The following is a 26,395-nucleotide window of genomic DNA, read 5'->3' as shown; positions in this document are numbered from 1 at the left end:
CCCCCGGTAGCTTCGCGATGCGAGGAGCCCGACTTGTTGGGCGCGTGCGGCTATGTCACCATTTCCCATACGATCCATCGACGAGCTTCTGAAGGAGCTGCTACGCCATCGCGAGCCGGATGCCTATGGCCCTACCCTGCAGCGCTATGAAGTGCCCACACGCGATCTGGAGCCGTATTTCCGGTGGAACCCGCGGCACTACACGAGAACGTGCATCCACCGGAACGATGATTTCGAGCTGCTCGTGATCTGCTACGAGCCGGGCCAGCGCACCAGCATCCATGATTACGACAGCCAGACCGCGTGGATCCATCCGGTGATGGGCGAGGTGGTGGAGGAGAGCTACGCCACCATTCCTGAAGGCGGCCTGAAAATGCTCACCGAGCATCACCTCGCGCCTGGCACCGACGATGTGCTCAGCAACGGCCGCTCCATCCATCGATTCATCAACCCGGGCCCCGACCGCGCCGTGACACTGAACCTGTACGCCAAGCCCATGAGCAAATGGCGGGTGTATGATGAGCGTACCGGAGCAGCCAGTATCTCTCCCGCCGGTCCGCCACGATGAATAGATTCCAGGGGATCGACGGCTACCTTGCCACCATGCTGCGAAGCTCTGGTGGCACGTTCGCTGAATCGGACACGGCGAAGGTCTGTGAACTGCTCTTCATGACGGCCACCGAGGGACTCGTGGTGGTGGATGCCGACGGCCGCATCATGATGCAGAACCCCAGCCTGGCGCGCATGTTCGGGTATCAGGAGAGCGACCTGTTAGGTCGCGGCATCGAGGAACTGCTGCCTGATTCCCTTCGCGCCAAGCATGCCGTCCATCGGGCCGCATACGATCAGAATCCGGTGCAGCGCAGCATGGGCATGGGCATGGAACTCAAAGGCATGCGGCAGGATGGAAGCGTATTCCCGGTGGAGGTGAGCCTGAATCACTTCGAGGTGGATGGCAAGCGATACGTGATGGCACTGGTCTCGGACATCACCCTCCGACGGCTGGCTGAAGATGAACTGGTGCGAACCAACGTTGAGCTGGAGGACCGAGTGGAACTGCGCACCAGTGAGCTGAAAGCTGCACAAGAGGGGCTGAAGGGCGCTTTGGAGAAGGAGCGTGAGCTGCATGCGCTGAAGGGCCGCTTCGTGAGCATGGCGAGCCACGAGTTCCGCACCCCCTTGAGCACCATCATGGGCAGCATCGATCTGATCGCGCGCTACGCCAGCGAGGACGAGAAGGTGGACAAGCACGTCAAGCGCATCCGCTCGAAGGTGCGGGAGCTCACGGCCATGCTCAACGAGTTCCTCTCGCTCGAGCGCATCGAACAGGGCGTAGTGCAGGTGCAGACCTCGGAGATCGATATTGTGCACCAGTGCATTGAGCAGATCGAAGAACTGCGGGGCCTGGCCAAGCCGGGACAGCGCATCGACTACGACCACGATGGCCTGGAGCGCATGATCTCAACGGACGCGCAGATGCTCGGTCACGTGGTCACCAATCTGGTCAGCAACGCGGTGAAATACAGCCCGGCTGGAACGCCCGTTACCCTCCGCACATCGATCGAGAACGGCCGTCTCACCATCACGGTGACCGATCAGGGCGTGGGCATCCCTGCCGAGGACCAGCAGCACCTCTTCGACCGCTTCTTCCGCGGCAGCAACGTGACCACCATCCAAGGCACCGGCCTCGGGCTCAATATCGTGAAGCGCTACCTGGGACTGCTCGGCGGTACCATCACGTTCACCAGCAAGCCGGGCGAGACCATCTTCACCGTGGAGCTGCCGGAGCATTCCCCGACCAATTCCAACTGAACATCGATTCCCCCCTTCCATGCGAACCATCCTCCTGATCGAAGACGATGCCGATATGCGCGACAACACCGCCGAGATCCTCGAGCTCGCGAATTACCGGGTGATGAAAGCGGAGAACGGGCGAAGGGGAATCGAAATGGCGCGCAAGGAGAAGCCGGACCTTGTGCTATGCGACATCATGATGCCCGAGCTCGATGGCTATAGCGTACTGCATCTGCTCGGCAAGGACCCGGCAACCGCTGAATTGCCCTTCATCTTCCTCAGCGCGAAGACCGAGCGCGTCGATATCCGCAAAGGCATGGAGCTGGGTGCGGATGACTACCTCACCAAGCCTTTCGAGGAAAGCGAATTGCTCAACGCCATCGAAGGTCGCCTGAAGCGCTCCGAGCTTTTCCGGAAAGGATTCGACGGTGGCGTGGACGGCTTGAACAAGTTCCTGGACCAAGCGCGCGGACTTGAAGCCTTGAAGGAGCTTAGCAAGGACCGCAAGACGCGCAAGCTGCCGGCCAAGGAGATGCTGTTCCACGAGGGTGATGAGCTGCGCCACGTCCCCTACCTCATCACCGGCAAGGTGCGCACCTTCAAGATCAATAACGACGGAAAGGAATTCGTCACAGGCCTCCATGGCCCTGGCGATTTCATCGGCTACATGGGCCTGCTCGAAGGAGGCTTCGCCCTGGAAGCTGCTGAGACCATGGAGCCTTGTGAGGTTGCGCTGGTGCCTCGCGAGGACCTGCTCGCCTTGTTGTACAAGGATCGCGATGTGAGCATCCGTTTCATCAAGATGCTGGCCCGTGACGTGAAAGAGAAGGAACAGCACCTGCTGCAACTCGCGTATGCAAGCGTGCGACAGCGGGTTGGCCAAGCCCTATTGCGCATCCATGCGCGCTACGCGGAGAAGCAAACCAGCGCACTCGGCGTGAAGATCAGCCGTGAGGACCTGGCCAGCGTGGTGGGCACTGCAACGGAATCACTGATCCGCTGCCTCACCGACCTCAAGGATGAAGGCATGATCGCAACGCAAGGGCGCGAGATCGTGATCAAGAACATGTCGAAGCTGGAGCAATTGGCCAGCCGTTAAGTTCGGAGCGTGGCTCCGGAAGCAATCGCCTTCTTCGTGCTGCTGCTGGCGGCTGAAGTGCTCGGCACCATCGGCGGCTTCGGTTCCAGCATGCTCGTGATGCCGCTCGCGGGGTTCTTCCTGCCCTTCGATCAGGCTTTGGGCCTCACGGCCCTCTTCCATGTGTTCAGCAACGGCGCCAAGATGATCCTTTTCCGTGAAGGGGTCTCACGCTGGCTCCTCCTTTGGCTCGGCATCCCAGCCGTCATCGGCGTCATCGTGGGCGCGCGGCTCACAGTGCGATTCGATGAACGCATGCTCTCCTTGCTGCTTGGTGCGCTGCTCGTATGCATGGGCGTACTGCTGCTCATCCGCAGCCAATGGAAACTGAAGGCCACAAGGGGCAATGCTGTTTGGGGCGGGGCAGTGAGCGGCGCCATCGCTGGATTGGCCGGTACCGGAGGGGCCGTGCGCGGGGTCACGCTGGCGGCTTTCGGCCTCTCCAAGAATGCCTTCGTGAGCACCAGTGCTTGGATTGACATGGGCGTGGACCTCAGCCGTAGCGTAGTGTACGCCTCACAGGGCTTCATGTCCGCTGGGGTGCTTGCCTACCTGCCGGCCATGGCCGTGGCGAGTTTCGGCGGCAGCTGGATAGGCAAGCGATTGCTCGCGCGCATCCCGCAGGAGAGCTTCCGAAAGATCGTGCTCGGGCTTGTGGTGGCCATGGGCGCCATCTCCATTTGGCGCGCTTGGCCCACGGCAGCCTGATTGCCAGGCGCTGCTCAGCGGGGCTTGACATTCACGCCCTTCTCCGCCAGCCGATTCAAACCCAATGCGGCGTCAGTGTACTGCGGGTCCAAGCGAATGGCCAACTTGTAGTCTGCGTAAGCGCTGTCGAGTTCCCCTTCCAACTCATAGGTGACGCCCCGGCTGTAGTAGGCTTGCACGTAGGTGGGCAGCTTGTCGATGGCCTTGCTGAACTCGTTCCGCGCCTCCGTGATGCGCCGTTGATGCTCAAGCAGGATATAACCGGTGTTGTAGTACGGCGCGGGGTAGTCTGGGTCGATTCCCTTCATGAGCCCGTAGAGCGCCAGAGCCAGGCTGTCGCGGCCATGCTCCTGAGCATACATCGCCTTGTTATAGAGCGCCTCCACGCTGCTGGGGCGCAAGGCGATCGCATTGTCGTAATAGGCCAGTGCGAGGTCATCGTGCCTTGCGGCGTGCAGCACGCCCAGCGATAGGTAGCTGTCATAGAGCGTGGGATCGCGCTCAATGGCTGTCTGGTAGCTGCTGATCGCCAGGTTCGTGTCGCCCGCCAGGCGATGGATCCAGGCCTTCAGGTTGTAGGTGCTGCCCTGCAGCGGATCGATCCGCAGCGCCGCATTCGCTTCGGCCATGGCCTCGGTGAAGCGGGATTGCATCAGGAAGACCTCGCTGAGCTTCGACCGTGCTTCGATGCTGCCCGGCTCAACGGCCACCGCGCGCCGGAGGGTGTTCTCCGCATCGAGCACCCGCAGCTTCGAGAAGTAGAGGCTGCCCAGCGCGATGCGCCACTCAGCCGTCAGGCTATCCAACGCGATGGCACGTTTCCAATCGGCTTCGGCCAGCCGCACGCTGTCGAGGCTCTCGAAATAGCGCGCGCGCAGGGCGAAGGAAGCCGGGTCGCTGGGTTCTTCGATGATGCGCTGCTCAATCCAGGCCAAGCTGCCTTCCGGTGGTCCAGCCTCCCCTTCACCGGCAGGTTGCTGCCCACAGGACAGGAGCACCAATGCTGGAACGAGCGCGGCCGTGACGAATGTGGTTCTCATGGAAAAGCGAAGGCCCCGGTTTCACCATCCGGGGCCTTCAAAAGTAGCGGGGCAACCCATCAGGCCATGACCGGCTGCTCGGTCTTAGCCACCGCTTCCTTGATGCGATGCTCCAGTTCGGCGCTGAGCTCGGGGTTGTCCTCGAGCAATTGGCGCACGGCATCCCGGCCCTGGCCCAGCTTGTTGTCCTCATAGCTGAACCAGCTGCCGCTCTTCTTCACGATGTTCAACTCCACCGCCATATCGATGATCTCGCCGGTCTTGCTCACACCCTTGCCGAACATGATATCGAACTCGGCCTTCCGGAAAGGCGGGGCCACCTTGTTCTTCACCACTTTCACGCGCGTGCGGTTGCCGATCACGTTCTCGCCTTCCTTCAGCTGCGTCACGCGGCGGATGTCGAGGCGGATGCTGGCGTAGAACTTCAGGGCATTCCCGCCGGTGGTGGTCTCGGGGTTGCCGAACATCACGCCGATCTTCTCGCGCAATTGGTTGATGAAGATGCAGCAGCAACCGGTCTTGCTGATGGTGCCCGTGAGCTTGCGCAAAGCCTTGCTCATCAAGCGGGCCTGCATGCCCACGGCGCTATCGCCCATCTCGCCCTCGATCTCAGCGCGCGGTGTGAGCGCGGCCACGCTATCGACCACCAGCAGGTCGATGGCGCCCGAGCGGATCAGGTTGTCGGCGATCTCCAGCGCCTGCTCGCCATTGTCGGGCTGGCTGATCAGCAGGTTCTCGGTATCGACGCCCAGGCTCTCGGCATAGAACCGGTCGAAGGCATGCTCTGCGTCCACGATCGCGCAGATGCCGCCTTTCTTCTGCGCTTCTGCAATGGCATGGATAGCCAGGGTGGTCTTGCCGGAGCTCTCCGGGCCATAGATCTCCACCACGCGCCCCTTCGGATAACCACCGACGCCGAGCGCCAGATCAAGACCAAGCGAGCCCGACGGGATCACTTCCACTTGCTCGATCGCGTCGTCGCCGAGCTTCATCACCGCGCCCTTGCCGAAGGTCTTCTCCAGCTTGTCCATGGTGAGTTGCAGGGCCTTCAGTTTCTCTTTGTTGATCTCGGTAGCCATCGTGTTGGTGTTTGCGTTGCCTTTCGCGCTTGACGGGAAATCCGTCGATTCTGTGACGCCCAATTAAGCACTTCATCGGGGCCTTTGCCAAATTTCCTGGCAAGAAGTTTTGAACAAGGCCTCCGCCAAGATGGCTCCCGCCTCACTCCACCACGCCTTCCAGCACCAGCTCGAAACGGAATGGGTCGCCATCCGTCTCTACGTACACGAGGCGCAGCAGGGGGCCGATGATCGCACGGCCATTGAAGGTGACCTCCACCACCGCGCTCTCGCCGGGCGCGAGCGTCCGATCGGGCAGCTCGGCGGTCGTGCATCCGCAATCGGCATCGGCGCGCAGGAGCTTCATGGGCGTTGATCCGGTGTTCACCAGCGTGTAGGGCACCGTGCGCACTTCATCCTGCCGCAGCATGCCCACGTGCTTTGCGATTCGCACGCCCATGTTCGTCGTCGTGCGTGTCTCCATGCCGATGCCCACCACTTCGATGCGGCGCTCGGTCATGGCGGCCACGCTGTGGACGCTTCGCTGCGTATCGCGCAGGTCATCGCTCACGCCAGTGGCCGACCGCTCCTCGCCGAAGGGTAGCTCTTTCACTGTAAGCCGCGCGCCATTGGCCTTGTTGCCATCGAGGTATGGGATGAATCGGCCGCCATCCACCACGCGCAAGTGATTGCGCAGGCTCTCGATGCGGCGCATGCTCAGGTTCCGGTTGTAGTCGGTTCGCGCCAAGGGGCTGGCGTGGCCGCGCACCTCGAGCGTGATGCTGCGTCCTTCTTCGAGCACGGGGAAGATGATGCCTTCCAGTTCGGCCAGCGCCCGCCACCCGCCATCGACTTCCTCCGAATAGAAGCGATGCACGCCTGCGGCATCAGCCGTCTCACGCTCGTACTCGGCCGTCAGCTCCTTGTAGCGTGCATAACAATCATCGTAGGTCTGCGAAGTGGTGGTGGCCCAGGAGCGCGGCTCCGGATCGTCGTTGTGGAAGTAGAGCTTCACCGGGAAGGCGCGCGCGAAGGAGATGAGCCTCTCCGCTGGTGTTTTCGGTTCCTGAACGTCATTCTCTTGCAGTGCGGCGAAGGGCGTCTCCGCTTGTTCGCGGTCGGTGGGCAGGCGGAAACGATAGAGGTCGTTGCAGCAGGTCTCGCCCTTATTGGCGAAGGATCCTATGCGGTTGCTGGTGAGCCAGAATTCACCGCGTGCAGGATAGATGGCGGGATAGAGGTCGTTGGCCGGGCTGTTGATCGGCGGCCCTGCGTTGATCGGATGGCTGAAGACATCGGCTCCCCAGGTGCTGCGGAAGATGTCGTAGCCGCCAAGGCCGGGATGGAAATCACTGCTGAACCAGAGCATGCGGGAGGCCTCATCGTACCAAGGGCTGCGCTCGTTGCCCGGAGAATTCACGAAGCGATCGAGCGCTGAGAGGTTGCGCACGCTGCCGTTGTGAAACTCGGCCATCCAAATGTCCCAGCCGCCTGCACCGCCGGTCCTGTCGGTCGCGAAGAGCAGCATTTCGCGCCCGTCCCACCAGGCGATCATGGGTTGCGTGCTGCTCGCGTCGTCACCGATACCTTCCAATAGACGGGCTTCTCCGATGCGCCCAGCCGGATCAACCGGCGCGAGATGGATGCGGCAGATGCCTTCGCATCGCGTGAAGAGGACCCATTGCCCATCGAGGCTCCATGCGATGTTCGCGTTCTCGCCGGGGCCGTTCACCGGTGCAGGCATGGGTTCTGGTCCTTTCGCGCCATGGCGCATGATCACGGTGCGGTATGCGGCGGTGTCCTCCACTTCGCCTTGCTTGTTCAGTTTGCCGCGCAGGCTGGCGAAGTACAGCGTGGAATCAGGACCGATTCGCGACCCGAACTCACTGTCGTAGGTGTTCACGGGCTGCGGCAGGTGCTCCAACGCGATCAAGCTGTCCAGCCTCAAGGTGCGCGAGAGCCCGCAGCCGATGAGTGCATTCTCCGCGCGCTTGGCCAGCACGGTCGATTTGTCCTTCTCCTTCTGCAGCACCTTGTTCCAGGTGCGTTCTGCGGCATCGTAGTCGCTTATGCTCAGCTGCATCTCGCCGAGCCAGTGCAGCGCGTCTTTGTAGGTGCGGCCCTGATCCTTCTTCTGCACGCGCTCATAGAACGTGGCCGCACGGTCGTACTGATGGCTCAATCGGCAAGCCTCCGCCTGCTTCCATTGCAAGCCCATGCGTCCGCCGTCGATCGCCAGCGCCCCATCGTAGAAGCGCGTGGCACCGTAATGCTCGCCGCGTGCCATGGCGGCATCGCCCCATTGGGTCCATTGCTCAATGCTCTGCGCATCCGCCCGGATTGCTGCGACGAGCAGGACGATGCACGCCAAGAATCGCTTCATCACGGTGCTTGCCAAAGTCCTATCCGTGTTCATCGGTGTCCATCCGTGGTTCATCACAATTGCTCGGGACAAGCTTTGAATCGCACCGGCACCGGCGGACGTTTCTTCCAGATGCGGATCGCCGTGAATTCGATAGCGCCGCGGTTCCGGCTGGCGGGCACCAGGTCGCTGGTGTTGATGTCGTAGCTCATGCCGAAGGTCCAACCGTCGCGCTCAAGGCCCGCGAAGATGAAGCCAGCATCGCGTGCGCGCAGATGAACGCCTGCGAGGATGGCGCGCTTCAAGCCATAGCGCTGCAGCAGGATGTAGCGCGCATTGGCACCCAGGTCGAATTCACGGAAGGTGCCTTGCGCCATCAACCGTATCGCAGGCAGCAGATCGATGTCGTCATGCACGCGGAAGGAAATGAGTGCATGCAGGTCCGCTCGGCGATCGAGCGGGATGCTGGGCTCGTTGAGGAAGCCCACGCCGGGCCGGGTGAGGTTAAACAGACCGAAGCCTGCTTGCAGCCAGTTGCGCGGTGAGCGCACGAAGCGATAGACGATGCCTGCATGGATGTCCTCGTGCAGCAGTCCGTAGCGCTGGAAGTCCTCGCCATTGTCGCGGCTCGGATCGTAGGTGAAGCCGTTGTACTGCGCATCGAAGCTGAGGCCGCTGTTGTCGATGGTGAGCGAGGTTAGGCCGAGCTGCGCGCCGACCGTGAGCGAGTGGCGCTCGCGCGCATCGAGTGTCTCGGTCCAGCTGCCGCCGATGCTGAAGTGGAACTGGTTCATGTGGCTGTCGCCCGCGCGGTCGTTGAAGAGCCAGGCGCCGAGGCCGAGGCCCTTGATGCCATTGAAGTCGCGCGCATCACCGCCGAGCCCGAAGGTGCGGTAGGGTACCGTGACCGATCGCCATTGCTGTCGGAAGACGCCGTGCGCCCGGTAGTCGCCATCGAACTGCCCGATCGCCCCGGGATTCAATCCCATGGGCACGTTGAAGAACTGCGAGAAGTGGATGTCCTGGCCTTCGCAGCGGAATGCCAAGGCGAATACGAGCAGCAAAGAGGCGCAGCTTTTCATCGCACGACTGTCACATTCCCTTTCGTGAAATACTCCTGGCCATCGATGCACCAGACCTTCAGGTGGTACACGAATACCGCCGGATCCACCAGCTTGCTGTTGTATTCACCGTTCCAGCCAGATGAAGGATCAACGCTCTCGAAGACCTTCTCGCCCCAGCGATCGAAGACCTTGAATTCCATGCGCGCGATGTGTCGGCCGCGCACGAAGAGCACGTCGTTCGCGCCGTCGCCGTTGGGCGTGAAGGTGTTCGGCACGAAGATGTCCGGCTCTTCGCAGCGTAATTCATACACCCTGACGGTCACCGGTATGGAGCGCGTGCAGATGCCGTCGCTCACGGTGGCGGTGAAGGTGGTGGTCTGCTGAATGACCGCCGTGGGATTCGCGATGGCGGGATCGCTCACTGCGCCGGCGGGCTGCCATGAATAGGTAACGCCCGTGCTCGGTGTCGCGAGCAACTGAACTGTGGTGCCGGGCAGCACCAGCACTTGATCGGCGGTGGCTGTGACCGCATTGCCGAATAGCGGCGAGACATTCACGGTCACGGTGCCGGCCCACGAACAGCCAAGTGGAGAGCTGACGCTCACGCCATAGGTGGTCGCTTCCACAGGCGCTACACGGGCCGTTGAGGTGCCTTGCCCACTGATGACGTCCTCTGCCGGCGACCATACAATGCTGGATCCGGGATCTGCGCCGGTCAACGTGAGCACGGCGGTATCGCCCGCGCAGACTCCTTGCTCACCGCTCACGGCGATGGCGCCCAGTGAAATAGTGACCTGCACGCTGTCACGTGCGGTGCAGGTGGAGCCATTGCTCACACGGATATGATAGGTGCCGCTCATGGCGGGCGATACGGTGCCCGTGCTGTCGGAGAAGGCGCTGTTGAGGATGTCGGTGAACTGCGCGTTGCTGCTCCAATGCCAGGTGGCGGCCGTTCCGAAACTGGTGGCGATCAGCTCGAAGGAATTCAACGGGCCGCAGATCAGCGTGTCGTTCATGGCTTGCAGCAATGGACCCGCTGGCGCGATGGTCACGGTGCGCGTCGCGATGTCCTGTCCGTTGCAGGTTACTGGACTGGTGGCCGTGAGGGTCACGGTGTAGGTGCCGGGCTGTGCGTAGCTATGCGTGGGGCTGAACGCCGTTGATGTCTGGGTGTCGCCGAAATCCCATAGGTAGCTCGTGGCGCCGCTGCTCAGGTTGGTGAAGGCGACGCTCAGGGGCGCGCAAACCGTATCGGGGGCGAGGAAGGCCGCGATGGTGAGCGGTGCATCGAAATCGAACTTGAGCACGCCGTTGTTGCAGCCGCTGCTGTTGTTGGTGGCGCTCCAGGCCCCCGGCGTGGTGGGGAAATCGTCGTTGTTCTGGCAGCCGGCGCACACGCTCTGGTAAACGCGTCCGCGCCGATCGAAACGACTCGTGCCCCCATCGACATGCTCGGGGCTCTGCGCACCGCCGTAGTAGGTGGCGTAGTCGAGCGCGGTCATGTCGATGTCGAATACCGCGAGGTAGAGGTCGTGACCGGCCGTGGTGCCTTGGTGCGCATCGGCCGTAACGGGCAGGCCTGAGGTGGTGAGGCCGCCGCCCAATCCGCCCGCGCTGCTGCCCCATCCGCTCGTGTAGATCTTGTCGCAGACATCCACCAGGAAAGCCGTGGGCGAGATGTCCGGTGTGCCATCGCCTGCGCCCACGCGCGAGCTCAGCAATACGTTGCTCAGTTCGGGATCGAGCTTGGTGATGAACTGCCCGCCGCCGGGGATGTTGTACGGCGCGTTCTGGATCAACTGTCCGCTGGGCGCATTCGTCTGCCCGAAGAGAAAGGCATTGCTGAACTGATCCAACTCGATGAAGTAGGCCTGATCGTAACCGCTGCTTCCCCAGTACGTGAGCCGTTCTATGGTGCTTCCATTCACGCTGAAGCGAGCCGCGAAGGCATCTGCTGGTCCGCCGTTGAATGCACCCTGCACCGCACCGTTGCTCGCGGGAAGATCGCTGCTCACCGATCCTCCGCACACGTACAACCGGCCTTGCGCATCGAGGTCGCCGTTGTAGCACGCATCGGCCGCGCTGCCGCCGAGGTAGCTGCCATACTGCAATTGCGTGAGCTGCGGATTGAAGCGCGCCACATAGCCATCGTGGCTTCCGCCGCCGAATGCAGTCTGTGCCGCACCAACGGTCGTTGGCATGTTGGGCGTCTGTGTGCAGCTCACCACCCACACGCGGCCCTGGGCATCGAGCAGCACCTCGCCGCGGACCTCATCGGCGTAGTTGAATTTCAATCCGGTGGCGGTATTGAGGCCATCGTTCGCGGCACCTCCGAGGTAGGTGCTGCCGATCAGTGCGCTGCCATCGAGGCTGAGGCGCGCCACCACCATGTCACTGCCATTGGGATAGGAAATGCCCAGTCCGGCGGGCGTCACCGCGCTGCCACCGCCGAAACTGTTGTCGTAGGTGGTGGCAGGCGTCGGGAAATCCGTGGAGCCGGTTGTTCCAAGTACGACGAGCTGATCATTGCCATCCACATACAGGCTGTGCGGCATCTCATCGCCGTTGCCGCCGAGGTAGGTGCTCCACACGAGGAAGGTGCCCGTGGTGTCGTACTTGGTGATCGCGATGTCGGTGCCGCCGTTCTGCTGGCCTGCGCCGCCGGCCCATTGCGTCTGGTACGCGCCGGTGGTGACGGGGAACTGATTGCCGAAAGCCGTGCTGCCGGCGTAGAGGAAGCCGAGCTGATCGAAGCTGGCCGTGTAGCCGAAGTTGTTGCTGAAGGACCCTGAGTAGGTGGCGAAGCGCAAGGTGGGATCGATGATGAGCGGGTGGAGCTTGTCGAAATCGCCGGGCCTGAAGCCGACGACGCCATCATTCAGCGTGTAGCGGCAGTGAACCGTCCGCCGTTCGCCATTGATCTCCTGGTAGGCGATCGGGATTCGCTCCGTGAGCCTGCCGAGCGCGGTATGCACCACCAGCGCTGCGCCGCGCAATTCCACCTTGTCGGCGCCCTCGAATGCGATGCGGATGGCCGCGGGATCGGCGCCCGGGGCGATCACCAGATCGTACTTCGCGCCGCTGCGGCCTGCGCGGAACACGGCATCGCAACCGGGCGCGACTTCCCGCAGGCTCACTTCCGCGAAAGCGCGCGCACCGCCCGCCCACCGCTTCTGATCGCTGCCCAGGAAATAGCTGTGATGGCCTGTGAGCTCCTGCGCTGCATCGGCCCTGGCTCCGGCGGTGGCGCTCACGAAGCGCATGCGCACGGCGTGGTGGCGCAGTGTCTCAGGCAAAGGGTCGTTCACATTGGCATGGGCATCGCGCAGGGCCTTCGCGTCGAAGAGGGCGAAGAGCACAGCATCGTCCTGCGCCCAAAGCACCACGCCATCGAGCTCGGCCCGGTAACGCACGGCATCGGGCCATTGCCCCTTGTTCTCGATGAAGCGTGCCTGACCGGAACAGGCGACCGCTGCGATCGCTGCGAGGAAAGTGAGGAGTCCGTTGCGCACCTGCTTCATGCCCGGCCGAATGTAGCGCCGCGCATGGTGGAAGATGGACGCTTGACGAGCGGGCAGCGTGGCCTGAGGAGCGATGGCATGACCATGGACAACGTGAATCGCGGGTCACATCCGCATAGCACCGCCGCAGGCGAATCGGGAGCACGGCTACCTCAGCGGCGAATGAGCGCCATTGTGATCCCTGCAATTGAAGAGGACGGTGCCGCAGGGTCCGCCTTGCACGCCTGCTGGCCTAGCGCGGTGAGACCATGCGGAGGCTGGGGAACTTTCGGCGAAGACCCTCCAGAGAAGAAGATCGATAGGATGAGGATGAGGCGGCCGCCATCCGCCTGCCACTCATTGCCGGGCGAGCCAATCCTGCAACAGGATCGTCGCGCTGATGCGGTCGATCTGCCCTTTCTCGCGCCGGGCCATGCGGCCTTTGCCGCTGGCGAGCAAGGTCTGCTGCGCGAGCTTGCTGGTGAAGCGCTCATCGGCCAGTTCCACGAAGTGCGCGGGGAATCGCTTGCGCAGCGCATCGGCGAGCAGTCGGACATTCGGGGTCACATCGGTATCGCTGCCATCGAGGTTCACGGGCAGGCCGATCACGAAACCGTCCACCGGTTCACGGGCGCAGTACTCGATCAAGAAGGCCATGAGCTCCTTGCTCTCCACCGTTTCCAGTGCCGAGGCGATGATGCGCAGCGGATCGGTGACGGCCAGCCCGGTCCGTTTCAGTCCGAAGTCGATGGCGATGACGCGTGGCATGGGGCGAAGGTGGGGTTCTTCGGTTGATGGTTGGTCCTTCGCTCCGCTCGGACTGACCGTTTGTAGTTTGAAGGTTGGGACCAACTCTCAACCGCCCATCAACCTGCAACCCTCAACTCGCATCTTTGACCCATGCACGAACTCATCGAGAAAGCGTGGGAGGACCGCAACCTGCTGCGCGATGCGGAGGTGGTGAATCACATTGAGGCCGTGGTGGAGAAGCTCGACCGCGGCGAAGTGCGGGTGGCGGAACCCGATGGCATGGGCGGCTGGAAGGTGAACGACTGGGTGAAGAAGGCGGTGATCATGTACTTCCCCATCAAGCAGATGCACACGTATGAGGTGGGGCCGCTGGAGTTCCACGACAAGATCCCGCTGAAGCGGCGCTATGCGCAGCTCGGCGTGCGTGTGGTGCCGCATGCCATCGCGCGGCACGGCAGCTACCTGGCGCCGGGCGTGATCCTGATGCCGAGCTACGTGAACATCGGCGCCCATGTGGGCGAAGGCACCATGGTGGATACCTGGGCCACCGTGGGCAGCTGCGCGCAGATCGGCAGGCACGTGCACCTGAGCGGCGGCGTGGGCATCGGGGGTGTGCTGGAGCCGGTGCAGGCAGCTCCAGTGATCATCGAGGATGGCTGCTTCATCGGCTCGCGCGCCATCGTGGTGGAAGGCGTGCGCGTATGCAGCGAGGCGGTGCTCGGCGCCAATGTGGTGCTCACGGCCAGCACGCGCATCATTGATGTGACGGGTCCTGAGCCGGTGGAGATGAAGGGCATGGTGCCGCCGCGCAGCGTGGTGATCCCCGGCACCGTGCCGAAGACCTTCGCGGCCGGCGCGTACGGCGTGCCCTGCGCGCTCATCATTGGCCAGCGCAAGGAGAGCACGGACAAGAAGACCTCCTTGAATGAAGCGCTGCGCGAGCACAGCGTGGCCGTTTGAACCCCGAACTTCGGCAACCACGAATCGACCGCATGTCCGGCACAATTTTCACGGAGCGCCGGCCCAATCCAGAAATGCCATGAGAACAACCGCACTGCTCGCCATCTTCCTCATCGGGCTCACCGCATCGGCGCAAACCGCCTATAAGGCCAAGCACCGCTTCCTCTATTCCAATGCGAGCGGCACCACGGGCGGCATCACCGTGGAGGTCATGGACGCCATCGGGGAGCTCACCCTCTGCAAGTTCAGGATGAAGGTGACGAACAAGACCGGCGACTACCTGTTCGTCGATCCGAGCCGCTTCCGGTATGTGATGGGCGACGCCGTTGCGCGCTTCAAGGAGAAGCCCTTCGTGGTGCGCCCCTTCGACAGCGAGGCCAAGACGCTGGATGCCTATGGCGCCAGTACCTACCAGCACGAATCACCGGTGCTCGTTTTCGCCGATGGCCTGCAGATGGCCCCGGGCATGGGCCGCGTGACCGCGATGGATGAGTTCAGCCTGCCCGCCAGCACCAATGCCATGAGCGCTGGTCCGTTCAAGCTCAACCTGAAGGACCTCTCGAAGGAGACCGACAAGACCGTGGCGCGCTTCAGCGTGCAGTACACCGGCAGCGCCATGGGCATCGTTAACCCCAGCCGGATCAGCGTGAAGCTGCCCAGCGGCCAGGCCTTCGCCAACGAGAAGAGCAAGTCGAAGCCCGTGCTCCTGGAAGCGGGCGGCACCGAGGACTTCAGCGTGGTGGCCGAGATCCCCGCCAAGATCGCCGACATGCAGTTCACCACCCTCACCGTGGCCTGGAACGACGCGTTCACCGAGACCGCCAAAGGGCCCTTCAGCATGGAGCCGCTGGCACTCCCCGTTGATCGGGAGCGCACGGAGAAGGCGAACAAGTGATTGGGGCCAATTGGGCGAATCTGGATCCAGCGGATCGCAAAAGCCGTTATCCTTGCTTGCAACCAAACCCCATCACACATGAACTGGTTTCTGAAAGCACTCAAGAACTACGTCGGATTCAAAGGCCGTGCGCGCCGGAAGGAGTACTGGATGTTCACGCTCTTCAACATCATCTTCGCGGTTGCAGCGATGGTGCTGGACAATGTGGCCGGCCTTGCGAGCCCGATGACGGGATACGGCCCCATTTACGCGCTTTATGCATTGGCCACCTTCCTGCCCGGTCTCGCCGTGGCGGTGCGTCGCCTGCACGATGTGGGCAAGAGCGGCTGGTTCATCCTGATCGCGCTCATCCCGATCATCGGTGCCATCTGGTTGCTCGTGCTATTGGTCACGGACAGCAAGCCCGGCGCGAACGAGTATGGTGAGAATCCGAAGGAGGGAGCCATGGCCTGAGTCGCCTTCAATTTCACGCTTGAAAGGGCTATCCGCAAGGATGGCCCTTTCGCTTTCAGCCCACTTGGGCAGCCACTGGCGCCATCAGCCGGGACACGTGGGCATGGCTACATTCGCCCGCCCGAAACGGGCCATTCCAATCACCATGAGCTACGACCTGATCGTCCTCGGCAGCGGCCCCGGCGGCTACGTTGCCGCCATCCGTGCCAGCCAACTCGGCCTGAAGACCGCCATCGTGGAACGCGAGAGCCTCGGCGGCATCTGCCTCAACTGGGGCTGCATCCCCACCAAGGCGCTGCTGAAGAGCGCGCAGGTGTTCGAGTACATCAGCCACGCCAAGGATTATGGCATCACCGTGGGCGAGGGCAAACCTGACCTGAAGGCCATGGTGGCGCGCAGCCGAGGCGTTGCCGATGGCATGAGCAAAGGCGTGCAGTTCCTGATGAAGAAGAACAAGATCGATGTGGTGATGGGCACCGGCAAGCTGATGCCAGGCCGCAAGATCGAAGTCACTGCCGCCGACGGGAAGAAGAGCGTGGTGGAAGGCAAGCACATCATCATCGCCACCGGCGCGCGCAGCCGTGCGCTGCCTAACCTGCCGCAGGACGGCAAGAAGATCATCGGCTACCGCGAGGCCATGGTGCTGCCTGAACAGCCCAAGAGCATGGTAGTGGTGGGCAGCGGCGCCATCGGCAGCGAGTTCGCGTACTTCTATGCTGCCATCGGCACCAAGGTCACGCTGGTGGAGTTCATGCCGAACATCGTCCCGGTGGAGGATGAGGACGTGAGCAAGCAGCTCGAGAAGAGCTTCAAGAAGCAGGGCATCGAGGTGATGGTCTCTTCGGAAGTGACCAGCGTTGACACCAAGGGCAAGGGCTGCGTGGTGACCGTGAAGAACGCCGCTGGCGAGAAGAAGATCGAGTGCGACATCGTGCTCAGCGCGGTCGGCATCGCCGCCAACCTCGAAGGCATCGGGCTCGAAGAGGTGGGCATCGTGACCGACAAGGGCAAGATCAAGGTCGATGGCTACTACGCCACCAACATGCCCGGCTACTACGCCATCGGCGATTGCACGCCCGGACAAGCACTGGCGCACGTGGCCAGCGCGGAGGGCATCATCTGCGTGGAGAAGATCGCCGGGCAGAACCCGCACACGCTCGATTATGGCAACATCCCCGGCTGCACCTATTGCAGCCCCGAGGTGGCCAGCGTGGGCATGACCGAGAAGCAATGCAAGGAGAAGGGCCTGTCGATCAAGGTGGGCAAGTTCCCCTTCAGCGCCAGCGGCAAGGCCAGCGCGGGCGGCAACAAGGACGGATTCGTGAAGCTGATCTTCGACGCCAAGTACGGCGAGCTGCTGGGCGCGCACATGATCGGCATGAACGTGACCGAGATGATCGCCGAGTGCGTGAGCATCCGCAAGCTGGAGACCACCGGCCACGAGATCATCAAGACCGTTCACCCCCACCCCACCATGAGCGAAGCCATCATGGAGGCGGCAGCGGCGGCCTACGGCGAGGTGATCCACCTGTAGGGGTCGGACATGTCCGACCCGAAAGGTGGATCCATGGTGGGACCGGCCACCATGCGCCGACATTTGCGTTCAGCGGAATAGCATGTGCGGCATCGCCGGTTCATACCAGTTCGATCCCAGCCGACCGCCCTCCGTTGACCGCATCGAAACGGCCTTGCGCTGCCTCGCGCACCGCGGCCCCGATGATGAAGGCGTCTATCGCAGCGGACGCACGGTGCTGGGCCATCGCCGGCTGAGCGTCATCGACACCAGCCCGGCGGCGCACCAGCCCTTCACCGATGATGGCAGGCGCTTCACGATAGCCTTCAACGGTGAAGCCTTCAACTACCAGGAACTGCGCGCTCAGCTAGAAGCTGCAGGACACCGCTTCCGCAGTCAGAGTGATACGGAGGTGGTGCTTCGGCTCTTCACGCTGAAGGGCGAGGGCATCCTGCATGAGATCAACGGCTTCTTCGCATTGGCCATCCACGATGCGGATAAGGATGAATTGCTGCTCGCGCGCGACCGCTTCGGCGAGAAGCCGCTCTGGTACTGCGAGCAAGATGGCCGCTTGCTCTTCGCCAGTGAGTTGAGGGCCTTGGAGGCCTTGGGCGCGACTGGCGAGGTCGATCCGCAGAGCGTGCACCAGTACTTCACCTACCATTACATCCCAGCGCCATGGAGCGCGCTGAAGGAGCTGCGGAAACTGGAGCCTGGCGAACTGCTCCGTGTGAGCGCGAAGGGCGTTGAGCGGAGCCGTTGGTACGATGCGGTTAGGGCCGCTAAGCGAACCGAAGCGAGTTCCGATCCAAAAGGCCGGCTCCAAGAACTGCTCGACGATTCCGTTCGGCAGCGCCTGAACAGCGATGTGCCCATTGGCGCCTTCCTCAGCGGCGGGCTCGATAGCAGCATCGTATGCGCATTGGCCGCAGGCCATCGGAAGGGTTTGCGCACCTTCAGCATCGGCTACGCTGATGCGCCATATTTCGACGAGACCCGCTTCGCCGAAGAAGCCGCGCGGCACATCGGGACTGAGCACACCAGCATCCGCCTCACCACCGATGACCTGGCCGAGGCGTACACGGACTTCCTCGGCTGCATCGACGAGCCCTTCGCCGACAGCAGCGCGCTGCCCGCCTTCATCCTGGCCCGCGAGGCACGCAAGCAGGTCACCGTGGCCCTGAGCGGCGACGGCGCCGATGAGCTCTTCGGCGGCTACCGCAAGCACCAGGCGCAATTGCGGCTCATGGATCCATCGGTCATTGACAAGGCCGTGATCGCGCTACGGCCCTTGTGGCGATTGTTGCCGAAGTCTCGAAATAACCGCCTCACGGATGCCTTCCGGATGCTGCACCGCTTCGCGACCCATGCTGGTGGATCCCCCGAGCAGCGCTGGCTGAGGCTGGCGGATCGGGATCCGGATCGCGATGCGGACCGGCTTGTGCCCCAACCGGTCTTCCCGATACCCTTGGACGCGCGCGCGGATCACCTGGCGCGTGGCGTGAGTCAGCTCGAAGGCATGAACGGCTTCCTCCTCGCCGATATGCTGACCGTGCTGCCCAACGACATGCTGAACAAGGTGGATCTCACCAGCATGGCCCACGGCCTCGAGGTGCGGACGCCCTTCCTCGATCACCGCGTGGCGGAGTTTGCGCTCGCGCTGCCGGCGGAAATGAAATTGCGGCGCGGCCTGGGCAAAGCGATCCTGCGCGAAGCGTTCGCGGATCGGTTGCCAACCGCGATCATCAAGCGCCGCAAGCAAGGATTCGAAGTGCCCATGCGCGCCTTGCTGCTGGGACCCTTGCGGCCCTTGCAGCACGAGCTGCTCAGTTCCGGCGATCTGCGCGAAGCCGGCTTCGATGCGGAATCGGTGCATGAGATCATGCAGCGCCTGCGATCCCCATCGCCCGGCGATGCACAGGCAACCGTGCATGCCCTGCTCGTCTTCATGGCGTGGTGGAAAACGAGGCGGATCAAAGCCTCCTCCATCTGACAGCCGGGTTACTTTCGCCGACCGCAATGCCCCGCGTACTCCAGATCCTCAACCGCTTCAACCTGGGTGGCCCCACGCACAACGCGGCCTACCTCACGCGGTACATGGCACCGGAGTTCGAGACCCTGCTGGTGGGCGGCAGCCAGGAATTCAGCGAGGCCGCCAGCCATCACATCACCCGGAGCCTGGGCGTGGAGCCCATGATCCTCCCGGAACTCCAGCGCGAGGTGGCGCCTTGGCGCGACCGTAGCGCCTACCGCCGGATCAAGCAGGTGATCAAGGACTTCAAGCCCGATATCGTGCACACGCATGCGGCCAAAGCTGGTGCCGTGGGCCGCATGGCCGCCGCTGACCTCGGCGTGAGAGGCATCGTGCATACCTTCCACGGGCATGTGTTCCACAGCTATTTCGGCCCTGTGCGCACCGCGCTCTACAAGAGCATTGAGCGCTTCCTGGCGAAGCGGACCCATCGGATCATCGCGATCAGCGACCGGCAGCGCGAGGAACTGGTGGATGAGCACCGCATCTGCGATGGCTCAAAAGTGGAAGTGATCCCCTTGGGCTTCGACCTGATGCCCTTCCAGGTGGAGCAGGAGCGCAAGCGGTCGCTCTTCCGGCACGTGTATGGGGTGGCTGCGGACGAAATCGCCGTGGGCATCGTGGGCCGCCTAGTGCCGATCAAGAACCACGACCTCTTCCTGGATGTGGTCGCGCGGGTGCGGGAACGCTCCGGCCTGAAACTGCGCGCCTTCATCGTGGGCGATGGCGAGGAGCGAGAGCGCCTGCAGGCGGAGACCGCGCGGCGCGGCCTGAGCCAAGCCAACGGTCCCTACTTCAACGGGCATCCCTTCGGGCACGGCGTGAACGGCAAGCCCATGGTGAAGCCGGCCGAAGTGACCTTCACGAGCTGGATCAAGGAGGTGGACATCGTGAACGCCGGGCTCGACATCGCCATGCTCACCAGCCTGAACGAGGGCACTCCGGTGAGCCTGATCGAAGCGCAGGCGAGCAACCGGCCTGTGGTGAGCACCGATGTGGGCGGCATCCGCAACATCGTGAGCGCCGGGAAAACGGCGCTGCTCTGCCCCTCGGGCGATGCCGACGGCCTTGCCGATGCCTTGGAGCGCCTGGCCCGGAGCGAGAGCCTTCGGCACCGCATGGGGCAGGGCGGCTGGGACTTCGTGCGCGAGCGGTACCACTTCACCCGCTTGGTGAACGACACCGCGCGGCTCTACCGCGAGCTCCTGGCCTAGAGGCACCGATGGCCGATCGCTACATTTGGCCGCACATGCGCATTTCACTCCGAGCCCTTGGGGGCGCCGTGGCAGCGGCCGTGCTGGCCACGGGCTGCACCATCAACCGGGACATCATGTTCAAGACGCCGCTGGATCACCAGTACGAGGCGTTCCGTGATACCGGCGACGCCTCGCGCCGGGTGCGGCTGCAGCCGAACGATGTGGTCCAATTCCGGCTCTTCGCGAACGACGGCTTCAAGATGATCGACCTGGTGAGCGAGGGCGGCACGCGCGAGGCGGCCTTCCTGAACCGCATCAGCTTCAACTACGTGCTCGAGAGCGACGGGCAATGCAAGCTCCCGCTGCTCGGCCGCGTGCAGCTCTCAGGCTACACGCTCCGTGAGGCAGAGGCATACATGGAAGAGCGCTATGCCGTGTACTACCAGAGGCCTTATGTGCAGTTGCTGGTGGTCAACCGCCGGGTGGTGGTCTTCCCCGGCGGCGGAGGCGATGCCCGGGTGATCCCGCTGGAGAACAACAACACCACGCTCATGGAAGCCCTGGCCATGGCTGGCGGTTTGGCCAAGCGCGGCGATGCGCGGCGCGTCAAGCTCTTCCGGTTGAAGGAGGATGGTGGCCGAGCGGTGCATGAGTTCGATCTATCGGACATTGATGGCCTGCGGTATGCGGACATCGTGCTGCAAGGCGATGACATCGTTTACGTGCAGCCCAACCCCGAACTGGTGCGGGAAGCGCTGCAGGACCTCACCCCCATCATCACCCTGCTCACCAGCATCGTGCTCGTGATCGGCGTGGTGCGCGGATTCGCCCGATAAGCGCAGCGCTGATGGTCGCAGAAGAGGTCACCAGCCGTGCGGTAAGCTTCGAGAGCTACAGGCAGCGGATCACGAACTTCAGCAACGAGTTCGACCTAGGCCTCTTCATCTACATCCTGCGCCGGAGCATGCCTTGGGTGGTGCTCGTGCTGATGATGGCCGGAGCCTCGGCGGCCTTGTACCTGCGCTATACCGTGCCCATCCATGAATCGAAGTCGCAATTGCAGCTGGGCGGCAGCAACCAGGCCAAGCAGGTGCTGCTCATGAACAGCTTCATGGAGGAGCAGAACTTCGCCGTGGACCTCGAATTCATGCGCAGCCGCTTCTTCCTGGGCATGGCACTCGACCGGCTGCCGCTGCGCGTTAGCTACTTCAACAAGGGGCAGATCCTCACGGAGGAGTACTACGTGCACTCCTTCTTCAAGCTGCGCGACCTGGTGGTGGCCGACAACATCGTTCTCGACCAGCCCGTGTTCCTGGATTTCACCAAGCCGGATGAAGTGGCCCTCACCTACACCGCCGGCGGGCGCACCTTCACCGATGCCTTCCCGCGCGGGGGCCTGGTGTCCATGCCGCACTTCTCCGCGTTCATCGATGTGAGCGACACGCCGATCCTGAGCGATCCCGATGCGAAGTCCACCTTCTACTTCAAGATCAACAGCCCCGACCGGCTGGTGGAGAAGTACGCCGGCCAGGTGTGGCTCACCTCGCTCGATTACGCTACCAAAGTGGTTGACATCACGTGCCGCGACCCCAACCCTTACGTGGCCCGGGACCTGGCCCAGTCGCTCGCCGAGACCTTCATCGACTACGATGTGCAGCGCCAGAGCAGCAGCGCCGCCAGCGTGATCAGCTTCATCCGCTCGCAGAAGGACACGGCTTACAAGGAGCTGCGGGACTCGGAGCTGGTGATGCAGGGCCTGCAGAGCGAGAACCGCGTGAGTGACATGGGATCGTTGGCCCCGCTGCTCCTGGAGCGATCGAACACGTACGAGGACGAGCTGGTGCGCCATACCCTGGACGTGGAGCTGCTGAAGGCGATGGAGAAGTCCAGCGGCGGCGATGGGAGCGACATCAGCGCGCAGGACCTGCTGCCGCTGCTGCTGGGCACCAAGTACGAATCGACCCTGAGCATGCCGCTGCGTGACCTCCAGCAGCTGATCGAGAAGCGCGACCTGATCCAAGAGGATGCCACCGGCCGCCACCCCGGACTGGCTGCCGCAGAAGAGCGCATCCGGGTGCAGAAGCGCGTTCTGCTGGAGACCGTGAGGAGGCTGCGTGAGAGCGCCGAGCAGCAGCGCGCCGACCTGAGCCGCCAACTGGGCATACTCGATGGGAAGTTCAGGGTGCTGCCCGAGAAGGAGATCGAGTACAGCCGCGTGGAGCGCGTCTTCAGCATCAACCAGAAGTACTACATGCTTCTGCTCGAGAAAGAGGTGGAGTACCGCATCAGCAAAGCCGGCTTCGTGCCGCAGAACAGGATCCTGCAGAGCGCCGCGCTCTCCGCCTCACCCGTATCGCCGAACAAGGAAGTGGTGATCGCCTCATACCTCATGGCGGGCATCATACTCTGCCTGGTGATCCTGCTGATCCGCTATATCCTGCACGACAACATCACCACGCTCAATGACGTGGCCAAGCTGAGCCACGCCAGCATCGGCATCCTGGGCATGGTGCCCAAATACAAGTATGACATCCCGGTCTCCGAGCTGCTGATCGACAAGAACCCCAAGAGCCTGATCGCGGAGGCCTTCCGGACGGTGCGCACCAACATGCAGTTCGTGGACAACACGGCAGGGCCGAAGGTGGTGGCCATCACCAGCACCATCTCCGGCGAGGGCAAGACCTTCGTGGCGATGAACCTGGCCGGCATCATCTCGTACAGCGGCAAGCGGGTGATCATCCTCGACCTGGACATGCGCAAACCCAAGATCCACTTGGGCTTCGACGTGGACAATGCGCGCGGGATGAGCACCGTTCTGATCGGGAAGGACAGCCTTGATGACTGCATCCGAAAGAGCAACCTCGAGGGCCTCGATTACATCACTGCCGGGCCCATCCCGCCCAACCCCTCGGAGCTCATCATCAGTCCGCGCATGCTCGAGGTGATCGCCGAGCTCAAGCAGCGCTACGATGTGGTGCTGCTCGATAATCCGCCGGTTGGGCTCGTCACCGACGGCATCCCCATGATCCAACTGGCCGATTACCCCATCTACATCTTCCGCAGCGACTACAGCAAGAAGCACTTCGTGCAGAACGTGGACCGATTGATCAACGAGAACAGCATCAAGCGACTGAGCTGCGTGCTCAATGGCGTTGACGTGGACCGCAACCGCTACGGCTACAACTACGGCTACGGCTATGGTTACGGCTATGGCTATGGGTACGGCAGCGGGTATGCGGGCGGCTACTACGAGGAAAGGCCCTCCAGCAAGCGCGGCAAGGCCGGTTTCCTGGCCAACCTCTTCGGGCGATCATGATCGACAAGGAAACCTACCCCATCGCCGGCCTTGTGCTGCTGCGCCCCCGGCGCTTCACCGATGAGCGCGGATCGTTCATGGAGACCTGGAGCCAACGGGCCATGGATGAGGCCATCGGGGAGCAGCGGTTCGTGCAGGACAATGAGAGCGTGTCGAGCGCCGGCGTGCTGCGCGGCCTGCACTTCCAGCTTGAACCGCATGCACAGGGCAAGCTCGTGCGGGTCTCGCGCGGAGCGGCGATGGATGTGTGCGTGGACATCCGCCCGGAGAGCCCGACCTACGGGCGGCACGTGAAGGTGCGCCTGGCGTCCGATGACCCTGCGATGCTCTGGGTGCCTCCTGGCTTCGCCCATGGCTTCGCGGCCTTGGAGGATGCCACCGTCTTCAACTACAAGTGCACGGCGTATTACCAACCCGGCTCGGAGCGCACCATCCGATGGGATGATCCTGCGCTGGGGATCGACTGGGGGATCGCTTCGCCTATCGTGAGCGAGAAGGACCGCGCGGGCTTCGCCTTCGACGGGCCCTGGCATCTTGCCAAGTGACCGCGCCATGACCTACAGCGGCGCGCAGCTCTTCCTCATCTACTCCGGCCTGTTCTTCGCGGCGTTGGTCTTCAGCCTGCTGGTCAACTCGCTCTTCATGCGCTTCGCCCGGACCCTGGGCATGCGCGAGAAGGATGAGATGCTCGAGCGCTGGAGCGCGAGCCACAAGCCGGCGTTCGGCGGCATCGGGTTCTACATCCTGTTCCTGGCCTGCTTCACCTTGCATGGGGTGCTCTTCCCCGGCGAAGTGACCGTGCTGCGGCCCGAGCTCCTGGGGCTGCTGGCCGCCACCTCCCTCGGCTTCCTCATGGGCCTGGCCGATGACGCCTACAATACCCGGCCGGTGCTCAAGTTCATCGTGCAGATCGCCTGCGGAGCCATCCTCGTGGCCAGCGGGACCAGCATCGACCTCTTCGAAGCGCGCTGGGCGAACATCGCACTGACGCTCTTCTGGGTCGTGGGCATGATGAATTCCATCAACATGCTCGACAACATGGATGCCGTGGCCACCTCGGTCAGCATTGCCATCCTATCCGCCGCTGTGGTGGTGATGATCGGCACCGATACCATGGATCCGGTGTACATGGTGCTCCTGGTGGGAACCATGGCCGCACTGGCCGGCTTCCTCTTCTACAACTGGAATCCGTCGCGCATGTTCATGGGCGATACGGGCAGCCAGTTCATCGGCGTGCTCATCGCCTTCGTGGGCATCCGCTTCTTCTGGAACGCTCCATCGCCTTCCGGCGCATGGGAGCCTGCGCGCCAGATGCTCATGCCCTTGATCGTATTCCTGCTCCCCATCGCCGATACCGCCACGGTCACCATCAACCGGATCATGCGCGGCCATAGTCCGTTCGTGGGTGGGCGTGACCATACGACGCACCACCTGAGCTACCTGGGGTTGAGCGACGGGCAGGTGGCCTTGGTATTCATCGGGCTCAGCTTGGTGAATGCATTCCTGGCATTCTCCATCGCCCGTTTCATCGCCGTGTGGGAGAACCTGCATACGGTGCTGTTCGTTTCATACGGCCTGCTCGTCTTCTGCAGCCTGTTCACGATCACCCATCGCACCAAGCCCGGCGCATGAAAACCCCGCTCTCACTGATCGCCCGTGCCATGGGCCTATTGCTGCTGATGATAGCGGCATCCTTGGCCAGCAATGTCCTCATGTCTTCAGCGAGCAACGAAGGCACGGACCTGGACCACCGGCAGCGCTTCAACAACGGCTACCAGGTATTCAGCCTCACCCTGCCGGCGCAGGTGAGCTTCTGCGGCGAGCCGGTGCCCATGGATCGGATCGATGTGCGTGAGCGCCTCGATCGCGAGCTGCTCGTGAACACCTATTGGCAGAGCAACACCCTGCTGGCCCACAAACGCGCCAACCGCTGGTTCCCGCTGATCGAGGAAGTGCTGCGCCGCGAAGGCGTTCCCGATGACATGAAGTTCCTGGCGCTGGTGGAGAGCAATTTCACCAATGCCGTTTCACCTATGGGCGCCACCGGTTACTGGCAATTCATGAAGGAGACCGCCCAAGCGCACGGGCTCGAGGTGAATGGAGAGGTGGATGAGCGCTACCATGTGGAGAAGAGCACCGTAGCCGCATGCCGGTACTTGAAGAAATCGTATGAGAAGCATGGCAACTGGGCTTTAGCCGCCGCCGCATACAACCTGGGGAGCGGCGGCGTGGACAAGCAACTCGGGCGCCAGAAGAAGGAGAACTACTTCGACCTTCTGCTGCCCGAGGAGACGAGCCGGTACGTGTTCCGCATACTGGCCATGAAGGAGATCATCAGGGACCCTGAGCGCTATGGCTTCCATTTGCGCAACCAGGACCTGTATCCGCCCTACCGCACACGGTCCGTGGAAGTCAATGGGCCGATTGAGGACATTGCCGCCTTTGCGCAGGAACACGGCACGGATTACAAGACCGTGAAGATCCTGAACCCATGGCTCCGCGATGCCCGGCTCACCAACAAAGCGGGGCGCTCCTATGCCATCCTGCTGCCTGCCGAAGGCTTCCATGACGCGGCGGCGGAGTAAGTCGCCACCTTTGCGGCCCCGTTACCTACGG

General features: G+C 62.8%; 21 protein-coding genes. 15 read left to right on the top strand and 6 right to left on the bottom strand.

From position 1 onward, the window contains the following. The first annotated feature begins 52 nt into the window (after positions 1-52). Genes IPM12_11815 through IPM12_11800 form a run of 4 tightly spaced genes read left to right on the top strand, consistent with a single transcriptional unit; the run spans position 53 to position 3,640 of the window. A complete protein-coding gene (locus IPM12_11815) occupies positions 53-568 on the top strand; it encodes a cysteine dioxygenase family protein (GenBank protein ID MBK9148486.1) in 516 nt (171 codons plus the stop codon). 35 nt (positions 569-603) lie between these two features. Next, positions 604-1,812, top strand: a complete 1,209-nt coding sequence (locus IPM12_11810) for a PAS domain S-box protein (protein MBK9148485.1) — start codon at positions 604-606, stop codon at positions 1,810-1,812. A gap of 19 nt (positions 1,813-1,831) precedes the next feature. Next, positions 1,832-2,893 carry a response regulator gene (locus IPM12_11805; GenBank protein ID MBK9148484.1) on the top strand — a complete coding sequence of 354 codons (1,062 nt, stop codon included), beginning with the start codon at positions 1,832-1,834 and terminating at the stop codon, positions 2,891-2,893. Between the two features lie 9 nt (positions 2,894-2,902). Next, complete coding sequence (locus tag IPM12_11800; GenBank protein MBK9148483.1) at positions 2,903-3,640, top strand: sulfite exporter TauE/SafE family protein; 738 nt, start codon at positions 2,903-2,905, stop codon at positions 3,638-3,640. Between the two features lie 14 nt (positions 3,641-3,654). Here the strand turns inward: IPM12_11800 and IPM12_11795 are convergent, their stop codons facing one another. The 6 genes from IPM12_11795 to ruvX all read right to left on the bottom strand — a co-directional run bounded on the left by IPM12_11795 (position 3,655) and on the right by ruvX (position 13,432). Then, a complete protein-coding gene (locus IPM12_11795) occupies positions 3,655-4,680 on the bottom strand; it encodes a tetratricopeptide repeat protein (protein ID MBK9148482.1) in 1,026 nt (341 codons plus the stop codon). A 59-nt stretch (positions 4,681-4,739) separates the two neighbouring features. Further along, positions 4,740-5,759 carry a recombinase RecA gene (recA, locus tag IPM12_11790; protein MBK9148481.1) on the bottom strand — a complete coding sequence of 340 codons (1,020 nt, stop codon included), beginning with the start codon at positions 5,757-5,759 and terminating at the stop codon, positions 4,740-4,742. 142 nt (positions 5,760-5,901) lie between these two features. Continuing rightward, positions 5,902-8,121: a DUF1573 domain-containing protein gene (locus IPM12_11785; GenBank protein MBK9148480.1), complete on the bottom strand. Its 2,220-nt coding sequence runs from the start codon at positions 8,119-8,121 to the stop codon at positions 5,902-5,904. 53 nt (positions 8,122-8,174) lie between these two features. After that, positions 8,175-9,182 carry a PorP/SprF family type IX secretion system membrane protein gene (locus tag IPM12_11780; GenBank protein MBK9148479.1) on the bottom strand — a complete coding sequence of 336 codons (1,008 nt, stop codon included), beginning with the start codon at positions 9,180-9,182 and terminating at the stop codon, positions 8,175-8,177. After that, on the bottom strand, positions 9,179-12,685 hold the full coding sequence (locus IPM12_11775; GenBank protein MBK9148478.1) for a gliding motility-associated C-terminal domain-containing protein: 3,507 nt from the start codon (positions 12,683-12,685) through the stop codon (positions 9,179-9,181). The genes IPM12_11780 and IPM12_11775 overlap by 4 nt, the downstream gene beginning before the upstream one ends. Before the next feature lie 336 nt (positions 12,686-13,021). Beyond that, the gene (gene ruvX / locus IPM12_11770; protein MBK9148477.1) at positions 13,022-13,432 is read right to left on the bottom strand and encodes a Holliday junction resolvase RuvX; all 411 of its coding nucleotides are present in this window, start codon (positions 13,430-13,432) and stop codon (positions 13,022-13,024) included. A 132-nt stretch (positions 13,433-13,564) separates the two neighbouring features. Here ruvX and IPM12_11765 point away from each other — a divergent pair, with 132 nt between their 5' ends. The 11 genes from IPM12_11765 (at position 13,565) to IPM12_11715 (ending at position 26,364) form a co-directional block, all read left to right on the top strand. Next, positions 13,565-14,374 (top strand): 2,3,4,5-tetrahydropyridine-2,6-dicarboxylate N-succinyltransferase, encoded by an 810-nt coding sequence (locus IPM12_11765; protein MBK9148476.1) that lies wholly within the window; start codon positions 13,565-13,567, stop codon positions 14,372-14,374. Between the two features lie 79 nt (positions 14,375-14,453). After that, on the top strand, positions 14,454-15,269 hold the full coding sequence (locus IPM12_11760; protein ID MBK9148475.1) for a hypothetical protein: 816 nt from the start codon (positions 14,454-14,456) through the stop codon (positions 15,267-15,269). 78 nt (positions 15,270-15,347) lie between these two features. Further along, positions 15,348-15,722 carry a DUF805 domain-containing protein gene (locus IPM12_11755; GenBank protein MBK9148474.1) on the top strand — a complete coding sequence of 125 codons (375 nt, stop codon included), beginning with the start codon at positions 15,348-15,350 and terminating at the stop codon, positions 15,720-15,722. A gap of 145 nt (positions 15,723-15,867) precedes the next feature. Next, positions 15,868-17,256 carry a dihydrolipoyl dehydrogenase gene (gene lpdA / locus IPM12_11750; protein MBK9148473.1) on the top strand — a complete coding sequence of 463 codons (1,389 nt, stop codon included), beginning with the start codon at positions 15,868-15,870 and terminating at the stop codon, positions 17,254-17,256. 82 nt (positions 17,257-17,338) lie between these two features. Further along, on the top strand, positions 17,339-19,228 hold the full coding sequence (asnB, locus tag IPM12_11745; protein ID MBK9148472.1) for an asparagine synthase (glutamine-hydrolyzing): 1,890 nt from the start codon (positions 17,339-17,341) through the stop codon (positions 19,226-19,228). Between the two features lie 26 nt (positions 19,229-19,254). Continuing rightward, positions 19,255-20,481 (top strand): glycosyltransferase, encoded by a 1,227-nt coding sequence (locus IPM12_11740; GenBank protein ID MBK9148471.1) that lies wholly within the window; start codon positions 19,255-19,257, stop codon positions 20,479-20,481. 35 nt (positions 20,482-20,516) lie between these two features. Beyond that, positions 20,517-21,299 carry a polysaccharide biosynthesis/export family protein gene (locus tag IPM12_11735; GenBank protein MBK9148470.1) on the top strand — a complete coding sequence of 261 codons (783 nt, stop codon included), beginning with the start codon at positions 20,517-20,519 and terminating at the stop codon, positions 21,297-21,299. Between the two features lie 11 nt (positions 21,300-21,310). Continuing rightward, positions 21,311-23,779 (top strand): polysaccharide biosynthesis tyrosine autokinase, encoded by a 2,469-nt coding sequence (locus IPM12_11730; protein ID MBK9148469.1) that lies wholly within the window; start codon positions 21,311-21,313, stop codon positions 23,777-23,779. After that, the gene (rfbC, locus tag IPM12_11725; GenBank protein ID MBK9148468.1) at positions 23,776-24,324 is read left to right on the top strand and encodes a dTDP-4-dehydrorhamnose 3,5-epimerase; all 549 of its coding nucleotides are present in this window, start codon (positions 23,776-23,778) and stop codon (positions 24,322-24,324) included. Before IPM12_11730 ends, rfbC begins: the two co-directional genes overlap by 4 nt. Next, positions 24,314-25,411, top strand: coding sequence for an undecaprenyl/decaprenyl-phosphate alpha-N-acetylglucosaminyl 1-phosphate transferase (locus IPM12_11720; protein ID MBK9148467.1), 1,098 nt, complete (start codon positions 24,314-24,316; stop codon positions 25,409-25,411). Before rfbC ends, IPM12_11720 begins: the two co-directional genes overlap by 11 nt. Next, positions 25,408-26,364, top strand: coding sequence for a lytic transglycosylase domain-containing protein (locus IPM12_11715; GenBank protein MBK9148466.1), 957 nt, complete (start codon positions 25,408-25,410; stop codon positions 26,362-26,364). Before IPM12_11720 ends, IPM12_11715 begins: the two co-directional genes overlap by 4 nt. Positions 26,365-26,395: the final 31 nt, after the last annotated feature.

The sequence above is a fragment of the Flavobacteriales bacterium genome (assembly GCA_016716605.1).
Lineage (GTDB): Bacteria > Bacteroidota > Bacteroidia > Flavobacteriales_F > PHOS-HE28 > PHOS-HE28.
Note: the sequence above shows the minus strand (reverse complement) of the source record. Positions and strands in the feature narration are given on the sequence as shown.